Source organism: Ruegeria sp. CDSB113, assembly GCF_059611045.1.
Window position 1 is genome coordinate 1 of sequence record NZ_JBXWOU010000008.1, and the last position, 16,910, is coordinate 16,910.

At 58.0% G+C, this 16,910-nt stretch carries 16 protein-coding genes; 6 read left to right on the forward strand and 10 right to left on the reverse strand.

Annotated features, from left to right (window positions below; translation table 11 throughout):
• Nucleotides 1-114: 114 nt before the first annotated feature.
• Nucleotides 115-1,314, reverse strand: coding sequence for a cytochrome-c peroxidase (locus AC2FIS_RS14355; RefSeq protein WP_496774030.1), 1,200 nt, complete (start codon nucleotides 1,312-1,314; stop codon nucleotides 115-117).
• An 84-nt stretch (nucleotides 1,315-1,398) separates the two neighbouring features.
• On the opposite strand from AC2FIS_RS14355, the gene AC2FIS_RS14360 reads away from it, so the two are divergent.
• Nucleotides 1,399-1,869, forward strand: coding sequence for a tetratricopeptide repeat protein (locus AC2FIS_RS14360; RefSeq protein ID WP_496774031.1), 471 nt, complete (start codon nucleotides 1,399-1,401; stop codon nucleotides 1,867-1,869).
• Nucleotides 1,870-1,902: 33 nt separating this feature from the next.
• On the opposite strand, the gene AC2FIS_RS14365 is transcribed toward AC2FIS_RS14360, so the two are convergent.
• From AC2FIS_RS14365 to AC2FIS_RS14390, 6 genes are read right to left on the reverse strand one after another with little or no spacing between them, the layout of a single operon-like run.
• Nucleotides 1,903-2,964: a TRAP transporter substrate-binding protein gene (locus AC2FIS_RS14365; protein ID WP_108861052.1), complete on the reverse strand. Its 1,062-nt coding sequence runs from the start codon at nucleotides 2,962-2,964 to the stop codon at nucleotides 1,903-1,905.
• Between the two features lie 24 nt (nucleotides 2,965-2,988).
• Nucleotides 2,989-4,278, reverse strand: a complete 1,290-nt coding sequence (locus AC2FIS_RS14370; protein ID WP_496706483.1) for a TRAP transporter large permease — start codon at nucleotides 4,276-4,278, stop codon at nucleotides 2,989-2,991.
• Entirely contained in the window at nucleotides 4,279-4,866 is a 588-nt protein-coding gene (locus tag AC2FIS_RS14375; RefSeq protein WP_496774032.1) for a TRAP transporter small permease, read from the reverse strand.
• Nucleotides 4,867-4,917: 51 nt separating this feature from the next.
• Nucleotides 4,918-5,436 (reverse strand): flavin reductase family protein, encoded by a 519-nt coding sequence (locus tag AC2FIS_RS14380; RefSeq protein WP_496774033.1) that lies wholly within the window; start codon nucleotides 5,434-5,436, stop codon nucleotides 4,918-4,920.
• A complete protein-coding gene (locus AC2FIS_RS14385) occupies nucleotides 5,433-6,323 on the reverse strand; it encodes an aldo/keto reductase (RefSeq protein ID WP_496774034.1) in 891 nt (296 codons plus the stop codon). Before AC2FIS_RS14385 ends, AC2FIS_RS14380 begins: the two co-directional genes overlap by 4 nt.
• Complete coding sequence (locus AC2FIS_RS14390) at nucleotides 6,323-7,477, reverse strand: LLM class flavin-dependent oxidoreductase (protein ID WP_496774035.1); 1,155 nt, start codon at nucleotides 7,475-7,477, stop codon at nucleotides 6,323-6,325. Before AC2FIS_RS14390 ends, AC2FIS_RS14385 begins: the two co-directional genes overlap by 1 nt.
• Before the next feature lie 106 nt (nucleotides 7,478-7,583).
• Here AC2FIS_RS14390 and AC2FIS_RS14395 point away from each other — a divergent pair, with 106 nt between their 5' ends.
• The 5 genes from AC2FIS_RS14395 to AC2FIS_RS14415 all read left to right on the forward strand — a co-directional run bounded on the left by AC2FIS_RS14395 (nucleotide 7,584) and on the right by AC2FIS_RS14415 (nucleotide 13,228).
• Entirely contained in the window at nucleotides 7,584-8,294 is a 711-nt protein-coding gene (locus AC2FIS_RS14395; protein ID WP_282152907.1) for a GntR family transcriptional regulator, read from the forward strand.
• Between the two features lie 12 nt (nucleotides 8,295-8,306).
• On the forward strand, nucleotides 8,307-9,404 hold the full coding sequence (locus AC2FIS_RS14400) for a Gfo/Idh/MocA family protein (protein ID WP_282152908.1): 1,098 nt from the start codon (nucleotides 8,307-8,309) through the stop codon (nucleotides 9,402-9,404).
• A 159-nt stretch (nucleotides 9,405-9,563) separates the two neighbouring features.
• Nucleotides 9,564-10,718 (forward strand): phosphoserine transaminase, encoded by a 1,155-nt coding sequence (locus AC2FIS_RS14405; protein ID WP_496774037.1) that lies wholly within the window; start codon nucleotides 9,564-9,566, stop codon nucleotides 10,716-10,718.
• A 58-nt stretch (nucleotides 10,719-10,776) separates the two neighbouring features.
• Nucleotides 10,777-12,372, forward strand: a complete 1,596-nt coding sequence (gene serA, locus AC2FIS_RS14410; RefSeq protein WP_058272633.1) for a phosphoglycerate dehydrogenase — start codon at nucleotides 10,777-10,779, stop codon at nucleotides 12,370-12,372.
• Between the two features lie 118 nt (nucleotides 12,373-12,490).
• Nucleotides 12,491-13,228, forward strand: coding sequence for a metallophosphoesterase family protein (locus AC2FIS_RS14415; RefSeq protein WP_496774038.1), 738 nt, complete (start codon nucleotides 12,491-12,493; stop codon nucleotides 13,226-13,228).
• Here AC2FIS_RS14415 and AC2FIS_RS14420 read toward each other — a convergent pair.
• The 3 genes from AC2FIS_RS14420 to AC2FIS_RS14430 form a co-directional block, all read right to left on the reverse strand.
• Complete coding sequence (locus AC2FIS_RS14420) at nucleotides 13,215-14,732, reverse strand: malonate--CoA ligase (protein ID WP_496774039.1); 1,518 nt, start codon at nucleotides 14,730-14,732, stop codon at nucleotides 13,215-13,217. The genes AC2FIS_RS14415 and AC2FIS_RS14420 overlap by 14 nt on opposite strands.
• An 83-nt stretch (nucleotides 14,733-14,815) precedes the next feature.
• Entirely contained in the window at nucleotides 14,816-15,520 is a 705-nt protein-coding gene (hutC, locus tag AC2FIS_RS14425; RefSeq protein ID WP_496774040.1) for a histidine utilization transcriptional repressor HutC, read from the reverse strand.
• A 29-nt stretch (nucleotides 15,521-15,549) separates the two neighbouring features.
• Nucleotides 15,550-16,905 (reverse strand): formimidoylglutamate deiminase, encoded by a 1,356-nt coding sequence (locus AC2FIS_RS14430; RefSeq protein WP_496774041.1) that lies wholly within the window; start codon nucleotides 16,903-16,905, stop codon nucleotides 15,550-15,552.
• Nucleotides 16,906-16,910: the final 5 nt, after the last annotated feature.

Consider the following 16,910-nt stretch of genomic DNA (forward strand, 5'->3'; position numbering starts at 1 on the left):
TCGACAACGCTTACGGCGACAGAAACCTAATCTGCACATGCCCCCCAATGGACGCTTACGAAGAAGCCGCAGAGTAAAACGCGAAACAAACCCCCGCCTCAGCGGGGGTTTTTCTTAGGGTGCGAAGTCAGCGGGTACGCCAAAGGGTGGCGTGTCCACGCTGGCCCCGGTCAGGGAGTGCAGAAACGAGACAAGGCTGCTGATTTCCGTTTGTGATAGTTTCACCGGAGCGATGTCGATCTTACTGTGCACACGCCGCATCTCAAACTGGTCCTGCCAAACAACAAAATCTGCCTTTTGCAGCCATGGTACACTGGGTAATTGCGCCATTTCGGGTGCCCAGTTTGCGAAACTGGCCACAGGGTCCAGGTGATGGCGGATCATGCTTTCAAGGTCAGGAAAGGCGCCGTTATGGCCGTAGGGTGCGGTCAAGGCCACGTTGCGCAGCATCGGAGTACGGAAGCGATAGGCATCCTCAAGCCGGTCACTTTCGCCCATCCGGCCCACGTCGCGAACATAGGGATCCCACTGCCGGGTACGGCCGGGACCAAATGGGGGCAGGGCCAGAGCGTGGAATTTCTGATCGGACATCAGCGGACCGGAATGGCAGTCAGAGCATTGCGCCTTTCCGTAGAAAAGGTTCATTCCGATCAGTTGGGACGGCGACAGGGCATTTGTGTCCCCGGCCAGATACCGATCAAATGGGCTGTCGGTGCTGCGCCATTCGGTGGCCATGAACGCCGCCAGCGCGTTGGCGATTTGTGTGATCGAGATGTCTTCGGTCGTTTCGATCTCGTCAAACGCGGCGACCATTGCCTGGCCATAGCGCGGATCGGTGCGGACGCGTTTGGCCAGGATCGGCCAGCCCTTGTCGATGCGATCATGGACCGCGCCCGTGACCTGGTTTTCGGCGACATTCCCGGCCATTTCGAATTGCGAGGTCAGTGGGAACAGCGCTTGCGCGGCCAGCAGCGAATTCAGACCGTCAGGCAACCATTCCTGCGCAGGTGAATTGAAGCCGTTGCCATACAGGTCTGAAATGCTGAGGCGGCCATCATGGAAAACCGTATGAATGTCTTTTGCCCCAAGGTTCCATAGACCCGGAGAATTGCGCGGAATACGTTTGCGGATTTTTTCCGCTCCGGTTCCTGGGGTTCGGTCTGGGCCGAGCCCCTGACCTCCCTCGCCAATTCCCAGTGATAACCCGTCGGACGTGCCGAAATCCGGGTGATGGCAATGGGCGCAGGTGATGTTCTGATTGCCGGACAGGATCGGATCGTAAAACAGTTGATGACCGATGGTGGCCTGTTCCATATCAAAGGCGATGAAGTCATCATCCGTCAGCGGGCGCGGTAAATCCTGCGCCGCCGCCGCACCGACGAAAAGGAAAGCAGCCCCATGCGCCAGTTTGTATTTGCCCTTTGCTGTCTTGCGACCCCGGCGCTGGCCGAACTGGAGCAGGCCCGTGATATGATGGAGGCCGGCGCGTTCGAGGCCGCGCGCGAGGAGCTTTGGCCAGCCGCCCGATCGGGCAATGCCGAGGCAGAGGAACTGATCGGCGTGATGTACGGCCTTGGGCTGGGCGTCGAGCAAGACTATGAAAGGGCGTTTGAATGGTACCTGCGGGCCTCGATGAAAGGGCATCCGGGGGCGCAGTCCGGCGTTGGCTGGTACTATGAGTTGGGTCTGGGCATGCCTGCGCCCGATCTGGTGCGCGCGTATATGTGGTACACGCTCAGCGCTATTGGCGGCGATCCCGATGCGGCGATCAGCCTTGAGGAAGTGGTCAAGAAAATGTCGCCGGAGCAGATCGAAAAAGCGCATGTTCTGGTCAACGACTACAAAGGGTGGATGTACCCGTTTCGGTGAAAGGGCCGGGCCAAAAGCCCGACCCAGTGTTGCTTAGTTCAGGTCCGCATCGCGGGATGCGTTGATCTCACCTTCTGCGATGGACACGGCCTCGGTCAGCGCGGCAAAGATTTGGTCACCACGGGCCACGTTGGACTGGAACCACTCGTAAACCGGTGTTGCTGCGTCTTTGAACGCGGCTTTCTGTTCGGGAGTTGGAACGTACAGATCACCACCACCTGCGACGAAATCTTCATAGGCTTGGATCGACTTGCGCTTGGGCGATGCAAAGGTCGCTTGCTGCAGGGCATAGAAACCATCGACCACAACACGGCGGAGTTCCTCGGGCATCTCCTGGAACTTGGCGTTATTCATCCACCACAGTGCACCCATGTAGGCGTGGCCGTCCAGCGTGACGTATTGCAGACCGGCATCCGGAAACTTCATGCCCATGATGTCGGTGATGCCGTTTTTTGAGCCTTCAACAACGCCAGTCTGGAAACTGGTGAACAGTTCCGGCCACGGGATCGGGGTAGGCGACGCGCCCAGAGCCTTGACCAGTTCCTGAGGCAGGTCGGCGACCACTGTACGAATTTTCAGGCCTTCCATATCGGCGGGTTCGGCAATTCTGCGCTGCGTGTTCGCGAAGTTCCGCCAGCCACCGGTATTGCCGATGGTCATCAGGCGGATCGCACCACCGGAATCCTCCAGCGCCATCTCGCGCATCGTGCGGGTGAAGTCACCGGACAGAACACGCTCGGCCACGCGATCATCGGCCATCAAGTAGGGCAGGTCGAGAACCTGCACATACGGGAAGATCCCCGATGCGCCGCCTGAGGTAGAGATGTAGATGTCGATGGTGCCATCAGCTACACCCTGCAGACATTCCGCCCCGTTCGAACAAAGTTGCGTTCCGATGAACAGCTCGACCTCGATCGCGCCGTTTGAGGCCGCTTCGACGTAGTTCTTGAAAACGATTAGACCGTCATAGTCCTCATCGTTTTCATTTGAGTTTGCTGTGGCGCGCAGCGTGTAGTCTGCTGCCGTGGCCGCGATGGCCGATGCGGCAACCAGCGATGTCGCTAAGGCTGCTGTCTTGATAAATCTTCCGAGCATGCGTTTCCTCCCTGTGATACTCAGTCAGTTTGCAAATCCCGTTATGCGCGGGATCGTCATGGATAGTGCGGGGACATAAGTGATCAGGAAGATCACTATGATTTCGACGGCCAGAAACGGCAGGATCGCCTTGGCGATTGTCTCGACCTTTTCGCGGGACACGGCGGCGGCTACAAACAGGACCAACCCCATTGGCGGCGTGGCCAGACCAACGGTCAGGTTGACGCTCATGATGATGGCAAAGTGGATCGGATCGACACCCAGGCTAGTGAAGATCGGAGCCAGGATCGGACCAAGGATGATGATCGCGGGGCCTGCGTCCAGGAACATGCCGACGACAAACAGCAGCAGGTTAATCAGGAACAGCAGGATCAGCGGGTTTTCTGACAGGCTGAGGATCAACTCGGCCAGTTGTTCGGGCGCATGGCTGAGACTGACAACGGTTTTGAAGGCCATCGCCGCGCCGACCAGCAACAAAACGACGGCCGAGGTCAGACCCGCATTGCTGAGAATTTCAGGCACCTCTTTCAGCGTCAGCGTGCGCAGGACAAAAAAGCCGATGAGGAACGCATAGCCGACGGCGACCGCCGCGGCCTCGGTTGGGGTGAAGATACCGCCCAGAATACCGCCCAGAATGATGACAGGTGTCAGCAGGGGGAAGAACGCCTTGAGACTGGCCTGTCGGCGTTCGCCCCAGGTGTATTTCCGGCTGGCGACGGGGAAGTCGTATTTGTCGGCCATCACCTTGATCATCAGCATCAAGCCGACGCCGACCATCACGCCGGGCACGATGCCGGCAAGAAACAGCGCGGCCACGCTTTCGCCCATGACATAGGCGTAGATGATCATGATGCCTGAGGGTGGGATGATCGGCCCAATCACCGAACTGGCCGCCGTGATCGCAGCAGCGAACTTCCGCGTGTAGCCCTGTTTTTCCATCGCTGGGATCAGCATCGAACCCAAGGCCGAGGTGTCGGCCACGGCTGAGCCTGACAGCCCGGCAAACAGGATCGAACTCAGGACATTCACATGCGCCAGACCGCCGCGGAAATGACCCATCAGGGCTTGGCTGAATTCAACCAGACGAATTGTGATGCCACCGCGGTTCATCAGCTCTCCGGCCAGCATGAAGAAGGGGATGGCCATCAGAGGAAAGCTGTCCATGCCGTTATAGACATTGCGATACAGCAGCGTGATGTCGGCTGTCTGACCGTTCAGCCACAGCAGAATGCCGGGCGCGGCCAGCAATGCGAAAAAGACCGGCAGACCGATCAGCAGAAACACCAGAAATGTGGGTAGGAACCATATCAGCATTTATTCGGCCCCCACAGGTGCATCGGCAATATCCGGCAGCAGATGTCCACCGCCCAACAGGGTTACGACGGCGCGCAGGATCAGCTCGATATTGACTGAGATCAGCAGGACGACCCCCACCAGTAGCGAGGCCATCATCCAGCTGCGCGGGATGCGATACCACTCGTCAAACCCAAAGGAAGTTGGCAAATACAGTGCAGCGGTGGCAAACTTGCCGCCAAACCCGGTGACCTCGGACCAGCCGATTTTGACCGCGACCAGCAGCACAGCCAGCGAAACCAAAAGAAGCAGGATGTTCAGGGTCTGCCCGATCCCACGCGGCAGCATCAGGGGCACCATGTCGATGGCGACGAACCCGCCGCGCCGAAATGCCGTGGGGGCCATCAGGCCCGTCATCCATAACATGCAGAACCGAGCGGCCTCATCCGGCCAGGGCAGCGCGTTGCCCAAAACGTATCTGAAGAACACCTGTATCAGGATTGCGATTACCATCAGCGCGATCGCAACGACACCAACCGCGCGGCCCAATCGCAGCACGGTTTCATTTGCAAACGCGATCGGCGCAAGCACCGACGTCAATCCGCCCATGCGGATCCTCCCTTTTCAGCCGCGAGAATTCCCGCGACAGTTATCCCGCGGTTATTGATGCGCGAATTGGCCGAGCTTTCCGGCGTAGAATGTCAGTGCGTCTCCCTCTGCCATGCTGGCACGCAAAACCTTTCCAATAACGATAACGTGGTCGCCGGCATCGTGATACGCGTGCCGTTCACACTCGAAACGGGCCAAGCAATCAGGCAGCAGCGGGGTTCCGTTTTCACATCGGTCGTGGTCGATATCCAGAAGCGCAAACGCATCTTTCGAACATCCAAAGCAAAGCTCGGCCTGTTCCGCTGAAAGGACGTGAACACTGAAATGCCGTGCTTCTTGGAAGTAACGGAACCGGCGAGAGTTGCGGTCGCCCGCCCACATGACAAGTGGTGGGTCGAGAGACAGGGACGAGAAACTGTTGGCCGTGATGCAGACCGGCCCGTCTGTGCTGTCACACGTAACAACGGTGACACCGGTGGCAAAACGACCAAAAGCGTCGCGCAGGGTTCGGGTGTCTTCCCTGTGGGGAACGAATGTGTGGGTCATGTCCTTTGAGATTGCGTTCATCATGGTACCTCATGCCCCAGTGCCGCCTCGTACAGACGGAACCAGCTTTCGCGATCCAGATTGACTTTCAGTGCGTCGGAAATGCGTTTGATCCGGTCCAGATTGTTGGTGCCCAGAACCGGCAGGATGCCAACGGGGTGCGCCAACAGGAACGCCACGGCGACAGCGGCGCGATCCACACCAAATTTTTCCCCGATCTCATCCGCAACAACCCCGACCGGAGGGTTCCCGGCCATCAGCAACCCACCACCCAGCGGCGACCAGGCCATCACCGGCTTACCATGCTGCTGATGAAAGGCCAGATCACCATTGGTAAAGGGCTTGATCTCGCCCAGCGAAATCTCGATCTGGTTGGTCACCAATTGGGTTTTCATCGCCGATTGCAGCAGTTTCCAGTCCCACGGGCGGAAATTGGACACGCCAACGGCGCCGACCTTGCCGCTGGCGACAACCTCATCCAGCGTGGCACCGGTTTCGTGATGATCCATGAACGGATCGGGACGGTGGATCAACAGAAGGTCGATATGGTCAATCGCCATTTCGGACAGCGATGTCTCAACCGATTTCAGGATATGCGCGCGTGAGGTGTCGTAGTATTTCGCCTTCGCGTCCGCATACCGGCCCATTGGCGCGACGATGTCACATTTGGTGACGATCTCCATCCGTTGACGCAGGCCCGGATTTGCGCGCAGGGCGTTGCCCAGAACGGCCTCGGCGGCATATCCGCCATAGATATCGGCCTGATCAAAAGTCGTGATGCCCTGATCCAGACAGGCCTCAATCTTGGCCTCGACATGGCCTGCCGATGTATCCGTGTCGTCGCCCAGTCGCCACATGCCATAGACAAGGCGGCTCATGTCCAGCGAGTCAGATAGTTTTACACGTTGCATCAGCGGCGAACTCCGTTGCCCAGCGGCGTGGCCGGGGTATTTGCAGGGACCCTTCCGTAGGCTTCGGGAAGGGAACAGGTTTTCAGGTTAGGCATAACACGGCTGCCAAAATGGCGGGCCTCGTCCATGTGAGGATAGCCCGAGAAGATGAAGGCGCGGATGCCCATCTTCTGATATTCTTCGATCTTGGACATAACCTGATCGGTCGACCCGACCAGTGCCGCGCCGCACCCGGAACGTGCACGACCTACACCGGTCCACAGGCCGGGTTCGACATAGCCGTATTCATCCGCCAGATCGCGATTTTTGGCCTGATGCGCCACGCCCAGCGACGTTGCATCCAGTGCGCGTTCACGAATTGCCCGGCCGTATTCATCATCCAGTTTTGAGACGATGTAATCGGCGTACTCCTGCGCCTCGGCTTCGGTGTCGCGGACGATCATGTGCACGCGCAGGCCGTAATCCAGTGTGCGGTTATAGTTTTCCGCAACCGCATGCACGGCCTTCATCCGTTCGGCCAGTTGATCCTTGGTTTCCGGCCACATCAGATAGACGTCGCAATGTTCACCGCACAAATCCAAGGCGGACGGGGAATAGCCCCCGAAATACAGCAGCGGCCCGCCGGTTTGATAGGGTTTCGCCGGGTCGGTCGTCAGGCCCGAAAAGTTGTAGACCTCACCGGCATGGTTGATCTCATCCTGCGTCCACGCTTGTTTTAGAATCTCGACCACTTCGCGCGAGCGTTGATAGCGATAGGCGCTGTCGGCTTTCTCTCCGGGAAAATCGGATGAGATAATGTTGACCGTCAACCGCCCCTTTAGCATGTGATCCAGGGTTGCGATGGTGCGAGCCAGCATAATCGGTTGCATCTCGCCGCAGCGCACAGCGGCCAGCATGTTGATCTTGTCGGTGATCGGCGCGCAGCCTGCCACAAAGCTAAGCGTGTCTTGCCCCACCTGATAGGACGACGGGCAGAGGATATTTCTAAACCCTTGCGCCTCGGCCTCTTTCACGATGCCTGAACAGTGATCCCAGCTGGATCGCAGGTCACCATCGGGCATTCCAAGAAACTGGTAATCGTCCGAACACAGCGCCGCGAACCATGAAACCTCGGCCGCATCCAGATCGGGTGAGGTGATGGGGACGATGGTCATCTGATTCGTTCTCCGCAAAGCTGTGACTTTCCTCTTGCGTAGCAATCACATTGATGTAGATCAATGGTGTATCAATTTTTCCTGCGACCGAGTGAAGCGCCAAAAGATGTCTTCTGCCAACCGAAACCCGAACGCCCTGCCGGTCTATGTTCAGATTGCCGAGCTTCTGATCCGCGACATTGCCGCCGGTCGCCTGATCGATGGTGAGCGTTTGCCGCCGGAAAGAGATCTGGCGGCGGAACTGAAAGTATCGGTCGGGACCTTGCGAAAATCGCTGGCTGAGCTTGATAAAAAAGGGATGCTCGAACGCATTCAGGGATCAGGGAATTACGTTCGCGAGACCGGAACGCAGAACAGCGTCTATGCGATGTTCCGCCTGGAGCTGCCCGAGGGGGGTGGGTTGCCGCGCGCAGACATCCTCTCGGTTGACCACCTGAAAAAGCCTGTGGATCTGCCGCGATTTGGGTCCTCGGAGATGGGCTCGCGGGTGCGTCGAATGCGGTATCTGAATGACACAATTATCGCGGTTGAAGAAATCTGGCTGGATGAGTCCGTCGGTCGGATCGATCAGCACCTGCTGTCCGACTCGCTGTATAGGTACTATCAGCATCAGCTTGGGTTCTGGATTACGCGGGCTGAAGACAGGGTTTCGCTAGGAGCACTGCCGGACTGGACGCCTCCTGATTTCACCAAGCCGGCCGGAGATCTAGTCGGATACATCGAACGGTTCAGTTGGTCTGAGCGATCTGAACCCGTCGAGTTTTCAAAAACATGGTTCGACCCCGATCGGGCCACCTATGTCCAACGACTGAAATAAGAGGAACTGCGCATGACCCGGACCATTCACTACGGGCTGATCGGATGCGGTATGATGGGGCAGGAACATCTGCACAATATTGCCCTGCTGGACGACACGCGCGTTTCAGCGATTTTCGAACCCGACGCCCAGATGGCACAGGCCGCACAAGCGATTGCGCCTGATGCGGTAATGGTGTCGTCGGTTGAGGACTTGCTTGCGGTCGAGGATCTGGACTGCGTTGTCATCGTCAGCCCCAATCACCTGCATGTGGATCAGATCGAAGAGATTGCCCGGACACGCCCGTTGCCATTGTTGGTAGAGAAACCTCTTTTCACAGATCCGGTGGATGCGGCGCGCCTCGAGGCTTTACAGCATGACTATCCCCATCCGATCTGGGTGGCGATGGAATACCGCTATATGCCGCCCATTGCCGCGCTGATTGCCGAGGTTGAGGCCACGGGCGGCGTTAAGATGCTGTCGATCCGCGAGCATCGGTTTCCGTTTCTGGAAAAGGTCGGTAATTGGAACCGGTTCAACCGGAATACCGGCGGAACATTTGTCGAGAAGTGCTGCCATTTCTTCGACCTGATGCGTTTGATCCTGCAATCCGATCCGGTTCGCGTCACTGCAAGTGGTGGGCAGGCGGTCAATCATCTGGATGAGGACTATGAGGGCGAAACGCCCGATATCCTTGACCATGGCTATGTCATCGTGGATTTCGCCTCGGGCGCGCGTGCGATGCTAGAGCTGTGCATGTTTGCCGAAGGATCACGGTATCAAGAGGAAATCTCGGCCGTTGGGCCAGACGCCAAGATCGAAGCGTTGGTGCCAGGGCCGGGGCGGTTCTGGCCGGAACATCTTGGCACGCCGCCGGTCCCGCAGATCATTGTCAGCCCACGTGCCCCAAAAGGTCCGGTCACCAAAGAGATCCCCGTCGATTCGCGCCTGTTGGCCGCCGGGGACCACAATGGTTCGACTTTCTACCAACATCAGGGGTTTCTGGCGGTTCTGCGGGGCGAAAAGGCACAACCTGACGTCACCCTGAACGATGGTCTTTGGGCCGTGCGCATCGGTTTGGCGGCGCAACAGGCATTGGCAACCGGAGAGACTGTGCGCTTCTCGTCATGATGCCGATAGGAAACCCGCGTTCCAGATACGCACATAATCGGGTGTCGTTTTTGGCACCCGATGCGTCTTTTCCGCTTGCTGGGCGTCGTTCGAGGCAATAGCTCTGTCTGTGGGACACCCCTCCCCAACGAGGGGCGTGTATCTGTAAGGGTAATACACATGAGCATTGAACAACCGGCGACGCGGCCGGCAAATCCGCGTTTTTCCTCGGGCCCCTGCGCCAAACCCCCCACATTTGATCTGACCAAACTGGCCGATGCCGCGCTGGGCCGGTCGCACCGTGCTGCGGTCGGCAAGGACAAGCTGAAGGCCGCGATCGAAGGTACGCGTGAGGTGCTGGGCATTCCCGCAGATTACAAAATCGGCATCGTTCCCGCCTCGGACACCGGCGCGGTTGAGATGGCCCTGTGGTCGCTGCTGGGCGAACGCAAGGTCGAAATGCTGGCCTGGGAAAGCTTTGGTTCCGGCTGGGTGACCGACGTAGTTAAGCAGCTGAAGATCGACGCCGAGGTGAAGACCGCGGATTACGGTCAGCTCGTTGATCTGGCCTCGGTTGATTTTGCCAATGACGTTGTCTTTACGTGGAACGGCACCACCTCGGGCGTCCGGGTTCCCAATGGCAACTGGATCGCGGATGAGCGTCAGGGTCTGACGATCTGTGACGCAACCTCGGCTGCGTTTGCGATGGACCTGCCCTGGGACAAACTGGATGTGACCACGTTTAGCTGGCAGAAAGTGCTGGGCGGTGAAGCGGCGCACGGGATGTTGATCCTGAGCCCCCGTGCAGTGGAGCGGCTGGAAAGCTACACCCCCGCATGGCCCCTGCCCAAGATTTTCCGCCTGACCAAGGGCGGTAAGCTGATCGACGGTATCTTTACCGGTGCAACGATCAACACGCCCTCGATGCTGGCGGTCGAAGATTACTTGTTCGCATTGGACTGGGCGCGCTCGGTTGGTGGCCTGCAGGGCCTGATCGCCCGTGCGAATGCCAATGCCGGTGCGGTTCACGCGTTCTGCGACCAAAACGACTGGATCGCCAATCTGGCAGAGGATGCGGCGACACAGTCGAACACTTCGGTCTGCCTAAAGTTCACCGACACACGCATTCAGGACGGTGCGACATTCGCCAAAGCTGTGGCCAAGCGGCTTGAGGCCGAGAATATCGCATTGGATATCGGCGCCTACCGAGACGCACCCGCAGGCCTGCGCATTTGGTGCGGTGGCACGGTTGAAACCTCGGATATCGAGGCGATGTTGCCCTGGCTGGCATGGGCCTTTGAGGCCGAGATCGCGGCACAGACAGAAGCTGCCTGACCCTTTTTACCGGGCCGTCTCAGGCCCGGATTTTTCATGACATTCAAGGACCACAAACATGGCCCCCAAAGTACTCGTATCCGACAAACTCAGCGAAACCGCCGTGCAGATATTCCGCGACCGCGGCATCGACGTGGATTTCATGCCCGATCTGGGCAAGGACAAGGACAAGCTGGCCGAGCTGATTGGCCAGTATGATGGTCTCGCCATCCGTTCGGCCACCAAGGTTACGCCGACCTTGCTGGAAAAAGCCGACAATCTAAAAGTGATCGGTCGCGCTGGTATTGGCACCGACAATGTCGACAAGGATGCCGCGTCAAAAAAAGGTGTGATCGTCATGAACACGCCGTTTGGCAACATGATCACCACCGCCGAACACGCAATTGCGATGATGTTCGCCGTCGCGCGTCAAATCCCCGAGGCCAGCACGTCGACCCATGCAGGCAAATGGGAAAAATCCAAATTCATGGGCATCGAGCTGACCAATAAGACCCTCGGCGTCATTGGCGCGGGCAACATTGGCGGTATTGTTTGTGAACGTGCGCTGGGCCTGAAAATGAAGGTCGTCGCCTACGATCCCTTTCTTGGCGAAGAGAAAGCCGCCAAGATGGGCGTCGAAAAGGTCGAGTTGGACGAGTTGCTGGCCCGCGCCGATTTCATCACACTGCACGTGCCGCTGACCGACCAGACGCGCAATATCCTGAGCCGTGAAAACCTGGCCAAGACCAAGCCCGGCGTACGCATCGTCAACTGCGCCCGTGGTGGTCTGGTCGACGAAGAGGCGCTGGCCGAGATGCTGCAATCCGGCCATGTCGCAGGGGCAGCGTTTGATGTGTTCAAAGAAGAACCGGCAAAGGACAACCCGCTGTTCAACTTGCCGAACGTCGTGTGCACGCCGCACCTTGGTGCTGCAACGACCGAAGCGCAGGAAAATGTTGCCCTGCAGGTGGCTGAACAAATCTCGAACTATCTGCTGACTGGCGCGGTGGAAAACGCGCTGAACATGCCCAGCGTCACTGCCGAAGAAGCCAAGGTCATGGGTCCATGGATCAAGCTGGCCGGTCACCTGGGTAGTTTCATTGGTCAGATGACCGATGAACCGGTTAAGGCAATCAACATCCTGTATGACGGTGTCGCGGCTGAGATGAACCTGGCTGCCCTGAACTGCGCCGTGGTTGCCGGGATCATGAAAAAATTCAACCCGGAAGTGAACATGGTGTCGGCCCCGGTTGTAGCGAAAGAGCGCGGGATTCAGCTATCGACCACCAATCAGGACAAGACCGGTGTCTTTGACGGCTACATCAAGGTGACTGTGGTAACCGATAAGCGCGAACGCTCGATCGGGGGTACGGTTTTCAGCGATGGCAAACCGCGTTTTATCCAGATCAAAGGCATCAATATCGACGCCGAGGTCGGTGCCCATATGCTCTATACCACCAACGAAGACGTTCCGGGCATCATCGGCGCGCTGGGTCAGACCATGGGCGAGAACGACGTGAACATCGCTAACTTTACGCTGGGCCGTGCCGAAGCGGGCGGAGAAGCGATTGCTTTGCTGTATGTGGACGAACCTGTTCCGGCTGAAGCGCGGGCGAAACTGGCGGAAACGGGTCTATTCACTCAGATCAAACCGCTGGAATTTGACGTAGCATAAGATTCTGTCCGAAAATTGTGACCTTGGCGATGCCCGTGCAAAAAATGTGCGGGCATTGTCTTTTTTCTGCAACCGAGTTGTTGCACAAAGTGACTGACATATTCCAAGAGGTAACGTTTTGAGCATCCCAATTTACGCAGTCGGCGATATCCATGGGCAAATGGGCATGCTGCAAAACGCGCTATCCCGGATCGAGGCGGATGGCGGGCCGGATGCGCGTGTAGTCTTTCTTGGGGACTATGTGGATCGTGGCCCGAACAGCCGCGAGGTTCTGGATCTGCTGATCGAAGGGCGCAAGGCGGGGCGGAACTGGGTCATGGTCAAAGGCAACCACGACCGGATGATGGTCCGTTTCGTGCAGGATTGCGAGATCGCAGATAAGCAGTTGCCGATCACTCTGAACTGGCTGAATCCCCGGCTTGGGGGCCGAGAGACGCTGGCATCCTACGGTGTCGAGGTCACGGACAATGACCGGATCTTTCAGGTTCACGAACGGGCTTGCGCCGCTGTGCCGCCGGAACATTTGGACTTTATCAATGCTCTGCCGGCCTATCATCAAGAGGGTGAGCTTTTGTTCGTTCACGCTGGCATTCGACCCGGTATCCCCTTGGCGCAGCAATCCGAGGATGATCTGGTTTGGATACGACAAGAGTTCTTAATCGAATCCAGCCCGTACCCTTGGCTGATCGTGCATGGGCACACACCCGTGGATACGGCGGAGCATTGCGGCAATCGTGTCAATCTGGACGCAGGGGCAGGTTATGGTCGACCACTGGCCACAGCCGTGTTCGAAGGGCGTCAGTGCTGGTTGCTGACGGACGCCAGCCGGGTCCGATTAGAGCCTAATCCGCGGTAAACCTATCTTTGTAAAGCTCGCGCAAGGCGTTCTTTTGCACTTTCCCCATGGTGTTTCGGGGCAGCTCATTCAGCACGATCAGTTGGCTGGGGTGTTTGAACCGCGCCAGTTGGTTCTGAACGCTGGCCATAATGGCATCAAGGTCAGGCGCTCGGCCCGGTTCTGCAACCAGAATACCCAGAACGGTTTCGCCGAAATCGGGGTGTGGTACGCCAATCACGGCGCTTTCCAGGACACCGGGTTGGTCGTCCAGAACCAGCTCAACCTCCTTGGGGTAGATGTTGAACCCGCCCGAAATGATCAGGTCCTTGCCGCGACCCACAATGTGTACGTAACCATCCGCATCCACGCGCCCGAGATCACCGGTGATAAAGAACCCGTCGTCGCGCAATTCCGCAGCGGTTTTTTCGGGCATTTGCCAATAACCTTCGAAGACGTTTAGTCCGCGTACTTCGATCATGCCAATCTCGCCCAGTGGCAACGCCTCGCCGGTTTCAGGGTTGGTCACCTTCAGTTCGACACCCGGCAGCGGAAACCCGACAGTTCCCGCGCGACGTTCACCGTCATAAGGGTTCGAGGTGTTCATATTGGTTTCCGTCATACCATAGCGTTCAAGGATGCGGTGTCCGGTTCGGCCCTCGAACCGTTCATGTGTCTCGGCCAGCAGGGGGGCCGAACCCGAGATGAACAACCGCATGTGCCGGGCCAGATCACCGGTGAACCGATCATCCGCCAGCAACCGGGTATAGAAGGTCGGCACGCCCATCATCGAGGTCGCGTTGGGCATCAGGCGCAGGATGTCATCCAGATCAAACTTCGGCAGAAAGATCATCGACCCGCCCGAGGCCAGAATAATGTTCGTCGCTACAAACAGCCCGTGGGTATGAAAGATCGGCAAGGCGTGCAGCAGCACATCATCCAGCGTAAACCGCCATTCGTCCACCAGCGCCTCGGCATTGGACAGCAGGTTGGCTTGCGTCAGCATCGCACCTTTGGAGCGCCCGGTCGTGCCAGAGGTGTAGAGGAATGCGGCAAGGTCACCTTCGGTCCGCTTGACTGGTTCGAAGGCAGGAATCATGCCCAAAGCCCGCCGCATCAAGCTTCCCGAGCCATCGGCGTTGAGCGTCTCTAACCTTGCGTTTTGCGCCTCGGCGATGGGCGTCAGCTCCGCTTGCTTGGCGTTGTCGCAGACCACCAGCGCAGCCCCACTGTTTTCGATGAAATAGCTAAGCTCGCCCGATGTGTAGGCCGTGTTCAACGGCAAAAAGATCAATCCGGTTTGCGCGCAAGCCGCGTAGAGCGCCAGCGCTTCTGGTGATTTTTCCACCTGAACAGCAACTCGGTCTCCGGGCTCAAGCTCGTACCCGTTCAACGCGTTAGCGATCCGCGACGCCATGTCCAAAAAAGCTGAATGGGTGATGGTTTGGCCGTCAGGCAGGTGAAGAAACGGCGTATCCTTGCCCGCATGGATACCAAACAACCGATCGTAGAGCGGGTTACCCATCCCATACTTCCTTCTCGCAGGACCAGATTGCCCCGAATCTGGCGTGGATTAGAAGCACGGTAAAGCGGAAATCGTAGTCAGGTTTAGAACTGAGTGGTCATTCGGTACCCTGCGGCGAAGTACATCTTTGCAAAGGTGACAGGCTGGCCCTCAAGCCATGTGATCCGCTCGCCCGTGAACACCGGGTCGCCGATGGGCAGATCCAGGAAAGCGGCCACCGATTCATCGGCGCGACTGGCCAGGAAACTCAGCTCGACATTGGTGAAGGGAACGGTCTGTATTAGCCACTCATTCGGGCCTATTGAGGCGAAGTCCGCATTCACCACCTGTGGAACCGAGTCAATGACGATCCATCGGTCTTCGTATTGAAACGGAGTATTGCCGTTAAAGTGCATGCAGCGAACATGCATCACGTTTTGGTCCGGTTTCAGCGCAAGTCTTGCGCACAGCCATTCGGGCGCTCGCTCGGCAACAGACGAGACCAGCGCATAGCGATAGATTCCGCCCAACGCCTCAACCTCGTCCCGCACCTTCGGTATCGTGAAACGGGCCTGCCTTTGCGGCGCGCTTAGAACCCGTGTACCGGCTTTGCGGCGACGCTCCAGAAACCCTTCGTCCGCCAGCTCTCGCATTGCGCGGTTCACGGTCGTTCTGGTGCACGAGAATTCGACGGCCAGGTCCTGCTCGTTGGGCAGCAGCGAATCCGGCTGCCACTCACCCGACCGAATGCGCGCCAGCACGGTTTCTTTGATGTCCCTGTAGCTGGTGGTTTCGTTCGATTGGGTCATGGTGCCTCTGGTTACCTGAATAGGTGCGTTTAGACGTCTGCCAAAAGATCGGCAATCGCCGACCGGTACGCGGGAATGATCCGATCCCGTTCGATGTGTCGACCTTGTTGCACCATGTGGCGCCCCGCTGACCAAAGATCCGTCACCAGCCCATCCGGTGCAGCAAAGCACAGCCCGTCCAGCACCTGTTCGTCGGTCAGCGCGCAGATCGTGGGATGAGATCGGTCGATCGCCACAAGGTCGGCCAGCTTGCCGACTGCGATTTCCCCGGCATTTCGTCCCAGTGCCTGCGCGCCCCCTTTTGCGGCACCTGTATACAACGCCTGGCCGACTGAGCCTTCATCTTTGACCAAAACCGTCCGCGCATGGTCCCGCAGGCGTTGGGAATACTCCAGCGTCCGCAGCTCCTCAGGCAGAGAAATCCTCACGTTAGAATCTGATCCCACGCCAAATCGACCACTTTCTTCGACGTAAAAAGCCCCATTGAAAATACCGTCGCCCAAATTCGCCTCGGTAATCGGGCACAACCCGGCAACGGCGCCCGAACGCGCAACGGCGCGTGTTTCGACATCGGTCATATGAGTTGCGTGGATAAGGCACCACCGGTCATCGACGTCGACATGGTCCAGCAGCCACTCGACCGGCCGCTGTCCAAGCGCGGCCTCTACATCGGCCACTTCCTTCAGCTGTTCGGCGATGTGGATGTGGACGGGACCATCAGGAGTGGCATTCAGAACTTTGCGCAAATCCGAAGGCGATGTTGCCCGCAGAGAATGCGGGGCGATACCGATCACAGAATCCGCATGCGGTGGGGCCAAACGGCATTCCTCGACCAGGTTCAGAAACTGATCCACAGAATTGCCAAAGCGTAGCTGACCGCCCGCCAAGGGTTGTTGTTCGACACCGCCGTAGGTGTAGAGAACCGGAAGGTGCGTCAGCCCGATTCCAGTTTGGCTGGCTGCGGCAAATATGCGCTGGCTCAGTTCCGACATGTGGTCGTAGCGTCCGCCGCCCGGCTGGTGATGGACATAGTGAAACTCACCGACCGAGGCATATCCGGCCTCTTGCATTTCCAGATAGACCAAAGCGGCAATGGCCTCTACGTGATCCGGCGTCAATCTGTCCAGGAACCGGTACATCAGGGTGCGCCAGGTCCAAAAGCTCTCGCGCCCAGCGGCGCGCACTTCGGTCATACCGGCCATAGCGCGCTGAAAGGCGTGGCTGTGCAGGTTTCCCAAGGCTGGCAGCAAGACATCAACCTGTGTGTCTCCGGATCGCGCGGACACTTGTGATTCCAGGCTTTGGATCTGACCGTGCGCGATTTCTACCCGCAAGTTACTGACCCAATCAGAGCCTAATAAAGCCGTTTTCGCATGGATGGTCATCGCAT